Source organism: Lewinella cohaerens DSM 23179, from assembly GCF_000379805.1.
Lineage (GTDB): Bacteria > Bacteroidota > Bacteroidia > Chitinophagales > Saprospiraceae > Lewinella > Lewinella cohaerens.
The window spans coordinates 1-7692 of sequence record NZ_KB903579.1; the positions used below are offsets into that span (position 1 = coordinate 1).

Consider the following 7692-nt stretch of genomic DNA (forward strand, 5'->3'; position numbering starts at 1 on the left):
ATGGCGATGCAGTTACGTCGAATGTGAACAGTGGTACAGTTACAATCAACACAGTGCTTGATGGCTTCACGTTGATCCTTGCGGATGCTACGGCAAACAACGGCGACAATGTATGTTTACCTGTAACGGTGAATGATTTTGAGAATATTTTGGGGATGCAGTTTAGTATTAACTACGATGCTTCAGCCTTGACGTTTACGGGTTCTCAAAACTTCAACCCTGCATTGGTTGGCTTTACGTCCGCGTCAGTGGGTAACCCTACACCGGGCAACTTGACGTTCACGTGGAATGATCCCTTCGCAGCAGGCGTTACCTTACCTGACGGAGATGTCTTGTTTGAGTTGTGTTTTGACGTTATGACGGATGTGAGTACCACAGTTGTCTTCTCGGGAACACCAACGCCGATAGAAATTATCGATGGCAATGAGATGGAGGTTGAGTTCAACAGTGTATCTGGAACAATCAGCCCTCCGACGAGTGGCCCGCTCCCGATTACACTTACATTGACGGATGTAACGGCCGATCAAGGTGACAATGTTTGTCTGCCTTTGAGAGTAACGAACTTCACAGATATCACGAGCATGCAGTTTAATATAAACTACGATGCTTCTATTCTAAGTTATACGGGTGCAGAAAACTTCAATATTATGCTGCCTGGTTGGGGAGCCGCGTCAATCACAAACCCATCTGCGGGTGTGTTGACGGTAAATTGGAGCAATGCCATTGGAGTAACGTTAGCTGATAATAGCTCACTAGGAAGGATCTGTTTTGATGTGGTAGGAAATACGACTTCAGATGTAACGATTCCTGCCCCTCGGATGATCCAGAATGGCGATGGTGATGCGGTCACGTCGAGTGTGAACAGCGGTACGGTAACGATAAACCCTCCTGTATCGGGCTTTGCCCTAATCCTGGCAGATGCTACAGCCAACACTGGTGATAATGTATGTTTACCGGTAACGGTGAATGATTTTGACAATATCCTGGGGATGCAGTTTAGTATAAATTACGATCCAACTGCATTGGTGTTCACAGGAACACAGAACTTCAATCCTGCACTAGTAGGCTTTACTTCTGCTTCAGGAGGAAACCCAATGCCCGGTGATTTGACGTTTACATGGAATGACCCATTCGCGGCAGGCGTAACCTTACCAGATGGTGAGGTGATTTTTGAAGTGTGTTTTGATGTTATTGGAACGGCCACGACGATGGTAACCTTCTCTGGTATGCCAACCCCAATTGAAATTATCGATGGCGACGAGATGGAAGTTCCCTTTACTGGTGTGAAAGGAACGATCACAATAGGCCAGGATGATCCAGGGACATTTGCTGCCAGCCTTTCTACAGAGGAAGCTTGTGTTGGTGAAAACTTCTGTATGGACTTTACGGCCTCTATGTTTACCAACATTCAGGGGATGCAGTTCAGTATTACGTATAACAGTACTGATCTGAACTTTAGTCAGGTAAACAACATCAATGCTGGTTTGCCAGGGTTAACGACAGCGTCGTTTAACGCCTCTACAGGATTGATTAACTTCCAGTGGGAAAGCAGTACAGGAAGTGGCGTGAGTCTTGACCCTGATGCTGTTTTGTTCTCGATTTGTTTTAATAAACTAAGCGATAATAATACCACTGTAACCATTGGTGGAAGTCCTACTCCTATTGAAATTACAGACAGTAACGAAGATGTGGTCGCTTTCAGTGGCACAACGGGAGAGATTACTTGTGATCCTGTACTACCATTGGAGTTCGGGCAAGTTGATGTTGTAAACCTAACTTGTGCTGATGACCCAATCGGTTCTGTTACCATCGTTAGTATGGTGAATGGTTCCGGAAATTATACCTATCAGTGGTCAATCGCTGGACAGTCAGGTTCAAGTGTAACGGGCCAAGGTGCACAGCTTGTTATGGTTACTGTTACTGATACCTCTACAGGTATGATGGTGAGTGGTACCTATGAAATTACCTCTCCACCTGCGATTACTGCTTCGGTGGTAGATATTACCAATATTCTTTGTGCTGGTGATAGTTCAGGCTCCATTACGATTAGTGCGAGTGGTGGCGTACCTCCGCTGACTTATGATTGGAGTGGTAGTTTACCTGATAATGTTACAACTCAAAACAACCTGCCCGCTGGTTCTTACAGTGTGACGATCATTGATCAGAATGGTTGTGATCAGGTATTGGGTAATATGCAGGTCAATGAGTTGGCCCAACCTATCGTTTTGACAGGTGCTGTGACCTTAATTCCAGGCGGTGGGTCTCCAGGTGGGATTGACCTAACGGTAACAGGTGGAAGTCCTAGCTTTGATTATAGTTGGACAGGCCCCGATGGTTATATCTTCTCAGGAGAAGACCCTAATGATATCACGGTTGTAGGAGAATACTGTGTAACAGTAACTGATGCCTTCGGATGTATGGCCTCAACCTGCTTCGACATTCATGAAGTATTGCGACTGACTTTCTTCAATTTCACAGATGCTTGTCCTGGAAGTTGCGATGGCGGGGTTGATATTACGATTGCTGGCGGCAGTTGCCCCGGTATGGAGACTTACCGCTGGATTAATCTTGCGGATAATTCTGATGTCGCATTTACGCAAGACTTGATGAACGCTTGTGCGGGTACTTATAGAGTGATTATAACCGACTGTGAAGGAACCAGTATTTCTGCAGACTTTACGGTTGAAGAACGTGATCCGATCCTGATAGAAGGAACGGTAACTGATGTTACTGGAATCAACGATGGCACAATTACCCTTACCACGGTAAGTGGTGGCAGTGGCAGCGGTTACACATTCGCTTGGACTGGTCCGAGTATGTATACCTCTAGTATGCAGAATATTACCAATTTAGCCTTTGGTACTTATTGTGTTACGGTGACGGATGGCGCGGGGTGTACTCAATCAGCATGTTTTGATGTTGATTCTGCACCTCTTTCAATAGTTCAGTTGTTTGCTTATCCTGTTTCTTGTCCTGGTGATACGGATGGTTCTGTTTTATTTGGTATAGCAGGAGGTCAGCAACCAATAAATATCACATTGAATAATGGGATGATGAATATCGGTCCATTTACAGTGGATGCTACTGGGGAGCGCACGATCACCAATTTACCTGCGGGTGATTATGATTTCGATATTATTGATGCTGGAGGAAATAACCTTACAGGAACCTTCACCATTGGATCGCCTATGCCACTTAGTGTGGACTTAGCGACAGTAGTTAATGATACAGAAGACCCTGGTGGCTCTGGTAGCGTTACTGTTCTGGTGAGTGGAGGAACAGGAACACCGACAATTAGCTGGGATGGCTATCCTAATGGCCCCGCAGTAATTGGGGTTACTGGCCCTACTACATTGACAGGCATTATCCGAGATGAAAACAATTGTTCTTTACCGATCAGTTATGAGGTTTTGCAAATGACAGAAGAAGTAGTCATTACCGATGCGGGATGTATGGATAGTACGGATGGTGCTATCACTGTTACAGCAGCGGGAGGTACGGAGCCTTATACCTTTATTTGGATGGCAGAAGGAAGTAATGATACCATCTCTATGGATGCATCTATTACTGACCTTTCCCCAAATACTTATACTGTTATTATTACCGACGGTACAGGTGCTACGCTTATTCGTAACTACGAAATTGAAACGCAGTCAGATTTTACTGCTTCGGCAGTGATTTCAAGCATGCTGGATTGTTCGGATTCTGTAGATGGTGAAATTCAAGCTTCTGTCACTAATAATGGTGCTTCAACCAGCTTTACCTACGAGTTTGAACTGGAAGGCGCTATGGTAGGAACCAATAATACAGGTCTCCTTACGAATGCAGCCCCTGGTACATATACGATTCTGGTGATCGATAACTTCATGTGTGAGCAAGAAACAACCATAGAGTTGACTGCCCCTCAACCCATGAGTGTTAGTTCTTCTGTTAAGACAGTAAGCTGTGACGGCCGGGAAGATGGCGAGATTTTTGTTGAGGCTTTTGGAGGAACAGCTCCATATAGTTACGCATGGTCAACCGGACAGTCTGGTCAACAATTGACAAACTTAGCCCCTGGTACTTACACGTTGACGGTTACTGATGCGAATGATTGTCAGGTGATTGATAGTTACACGATTGCTGAATCTTCTCCGATCATCGTTACTATTGAAACAGAACCTCATACGGATGCTGAGAACTGTGATGGTTCAGTGATGGCAATTGTTTTGGGTGGAAACCCTCCTTATACTTACGATTGGATAAATATTCCGGGTAATCCGAACACAGGAACAGTTACCAACTTGTGCGCAGGTACTTACATGTTGCAAGTGACTGATGCAAATGGTTGTAGCTCTGAGGTAGTAGAAGGAAAAGTAGCTGATGAAAGATTTGAGTGTTTTGAAGATCGGGTTGTTATTACACCTGATGGTAATGGTTCTAATGATGAGTTTATCATCTTCTGTGCTGATGCGCTGACGGATAACCATCTGGAAATCTATAACCGCTGGGGGCAACTGGTTTTTGAAACAGACAACTACAGTAACGATTGGGAAGGTACTTCCCAAAATGGTGATGAACTGCCTGCTGGTCCTTACTACTGGGTGCTTGATTATAGCAGCCCCGGAAGTGGAGAACCTCTACAGAAACGTGGTTCATTGACTATCGTTCGTGACTAATAAATAATAAGGTGGCTGAAAGCAAACTTCGCGTCTGCTTTCAGCCCTCCTAAGAACAGCACGAAAATAAAAAGCGATTTTGTTTTTCATAATAGTTAAATAAACGGTTCATTTCAAGTGTTTTAACTATTTGGAAAACTTAAGAAAAATCGCGTTTTATTTTCTGCGCAATAACAGTATCCCTATACTTATAATTCCCAAAACTGATTAAGCTTCCCACCATGAAAAAACTAATACTCCTTCTGGGTTTGGTTAGCGTGTTACAGACTTTAGTCCATGCACAGGACGAAGCACTTTTCATGCATTATAACATCAGCCCTATACTGATTAACCCGGCCGCAGCGGGTTTTGATGAAACGTATAATCTACAGTTCAATGCGAGAATGCAGTGGACAGGGTTTGAGGATGCTCCTAAAACCTTTGCAGCCCGGTACAATGGCCCGTTGGGGCGTACCTTCGGTTTAGGTATTGGCATCTTCTCGGAGACAGCTGCACAAATGAGCCGTAGCAAGCTACAATTGGATTATGCCTTCCGGTATCCGGTGAATGATGACTGGAAACTGGCGTTTGGTTTCTTTACAGAGTTCCAACAGATGAGAATTGATGGCGACATCACGGCAAGTCCTTTTTATGATCCAGCTGATGCTTTGCTAGAAGACTTGTTGAACGGAAAAGGACAGTTTGATGCTGCACTCGGTATTTACGGTACTTTCCGTGAGAATACTTATGGCGGAATAACTTTCAATAACTTGGTTAGCAGTCGCTTGTCTGAGATTGCAGGAGTAGGTGCTTCCGAGTCTTTTTTTAGCTATTACACTTTCAACGTAGGTCACCGCTTTGAGCTTACACAACAGAAGGTGAGTCTAGAGCCATCGATTCTTTTGCGTCAGATCAGAAATGCACCTTTCCAGATGGATTTGAACCTGAAAGCGGGCTTCCTGGATGAGCAATTGATCGCGGGCCTTTCTTACCGTGCTGGCCTTGGTGCTATGGGGATTTTGCTGGGAACAAGGTTGACTAACTTTAATCTCTACTATTCCTACGACGTTTCTTTCCAGCGGTTCCAGAAATACAACACGGGTTCGCATGAAATCACAGTAGCCTTGACGTTTAAAAAGCGTGATAAGAAAAAGAACCAGTAATAACCACCGAGCCTATTACTAATTCCACGAATTCTCTATAAAGAGAAAAACAATTTGTAACCCGTTATTGCCTCCATTGGCGATAACGGGTTTTTCTTTGCCGACTTTGGCATGGTAATTGATTTACAGTTAATAGCATTAGCATTATTGGCCAAAGCCGCCCAAATAAGGGCATCTTTCTGGCGGAAGAGCCTAGTAGGAATATTTCCCACTCAGGCAAGACAATGGTTATATAGTGTTCAATGAGGGTTTCTGATGAGCAGAAATCTAAGCTTCGGTTAGCTAGATTAAGTTTGAGAAAGATGGAAATAGTTAGCCGAAGCTTTTTGAGAGAAAAATAATTATAAAAAAACTTATATATACGTAACCTTCATGTAAGGCTTCCGTAAAAGACCAATGATAAGGCGATTGGATTGTATGTGATTCACAAGAACCGTTTTCAAGTGTATTCTTAAATCGGTTTTTGGGATGGCTCTTCCCCTCAAGGGAAGAGCTTTTTTTATGTCAGGATGTGAACTGTTTTTTGAACAGTTCACATCCTTTTTAATTTACTGAATAATTAGTTTTTGAGTCAGGTATACCCCTTCGGTTTCAAGGGTTACCCAGTAAATACCAGCGGGTAAATCATTTGTAGGAATTAATAGCTTATCTTCTCCGGCAGGCAATTCAAATTGTTTGGTAACCAGCCCAATGGTGTTCATTAGTCGAATTCGAATATGATCACCACTATTAGCTTCCCAGCTGAGTATTGTTTGTCCACTTGTTGGATTCGGTTGGATTTTGAACCTCCAGACCTCAGATATAGGAGTAGTGACGTTATCAATGATCTCGCAGTAGTAGCATAGTTCAAAGCAGACGGGCTCCAACTCTAAAGCGGTATCTTCTACCGTAATTTCCCGGAAGCGCTCACCTGATAAATCAACCGTGCAGGTATCGGCCTGCCCGATAGGAAAAGCTTCTAGGGTACCGTTCATGGGAGTGCCAATCCCAAAGCGGTAATAGTAGGTGCCAGGCAAAAGATCTAAAGTAACAAACCATTCTCCGCTACCAGCGGAAGATTCTGTCAACTCAAAATCATTATCTGTTAAACCAAATTCACCCGTCAAAAATATGGCTACCTCTCCACCAAGTGGATCGTGAAAACCAAAAGTAACGGGAGTTGTTTGGGGCGGCAGCGTGCAATCCAAATCAGGGATACATTCCGCAAAACAGGTGTTGATGATAGTATCCTGCATTACAGGGGATAACCAACGGTTATTGTTAGCGTTTGGTGGGCCGCAATCTTGTCCTGTAAGGTCTTCTTTGCAACTTAGATCTGGGCACAATCCATTACTGAAACTATAGAAGCTATTGAACCCTTCTGGGATCGTCAGGTTGATGGAGTATACGCCGTCGCCATCAGCATCTTCCATTGGGTTGATGCCAGGGGCACCAAAAGCACCCTCTATGAGATAGACACCTTCAGGGGCCACGTCGACAGCAGCCATGTTGACGTTAATCTGAACATCTACGGAATCAATGGGCATAATACAATTGATGGTGTCACAACTGCCAAAGCAGAGGTTCAATATCGTATCACTATAAACGGGATCAAGCAAACGATAATTGAGTTCGAAAGGATCAGCACAGGCTTGCCCTTCCAAATCTTCCAGACAACTGAGATCTGGGCAGGTGCCATTTGCAATACTATAATAGGTAGAGAAACCTTCGGGGCGGCGGATCGTGAAGGTGTAAATATCATCCTGGTTCATGTCGGTGAGAGGAAACTCCCCAGGAGCCTCAAAGCTATTGAGCCAGTAGACTCCTTCTGGTGAAGTAGCTACCGGAGCCATGTTGACATTAAAAGTGATATCTACAGAATCCGCAGGAGGAAAACAAGCTGCCAATTGGCA

General features: G+C 44.2%; 3 protein-coding genes. 2 read left to right on the plus strand and 1 reads right to left on the minus strand.

The genetic code is table 11. The features are described from left to right. Nucleotides 1-4658, plus strand: a 4658-nt coding sequence (locus A3EU_RS0124320) for a T9SS C-terminal target domain-containing protein (protein ID WP_020538806.1), incomplete at its 5' end; no start/stop codon positions are given. Between the two features lie 221 nt (nt 4659-4879). Beyond that, the gene (locus tag A3EU_RS0124325; RefSeq protein WP_020538807.1) at nt 4880-5800 is read left to right on the plus strand and encodes a PorP/SprF family type IX secretion system membrane protein; all 921 of its coding nucleotides are present in this window, start codon (nt 4880-4882) and stop codon (nt 5798-5800) included. A gap of 548 nt (nt 5801-6348) precedes the next feature. Here the strand turns inward: A3EU_RS0124325 and A3EU_RS0124330 are convergent. Next, a partial coding sequence (locus A3EU_RS0124330) for a T9SS type A sorting domain-containing protein (RefSeq protein ID WP_026211564.1) occupies nt 6349-7692 on the minus strand: 1344 nt, incomplete at its 5' end.

Excerpts from the sequence above, each read along its gene's own strand:
- A3EU_RS0124325 (WP_020538807.1), top strand. The coding sequence starts at position 4,880 with ATGAAAAAACTAATACTCCTTCTGGGTTTGGTTAGCGTGTTACAGACT.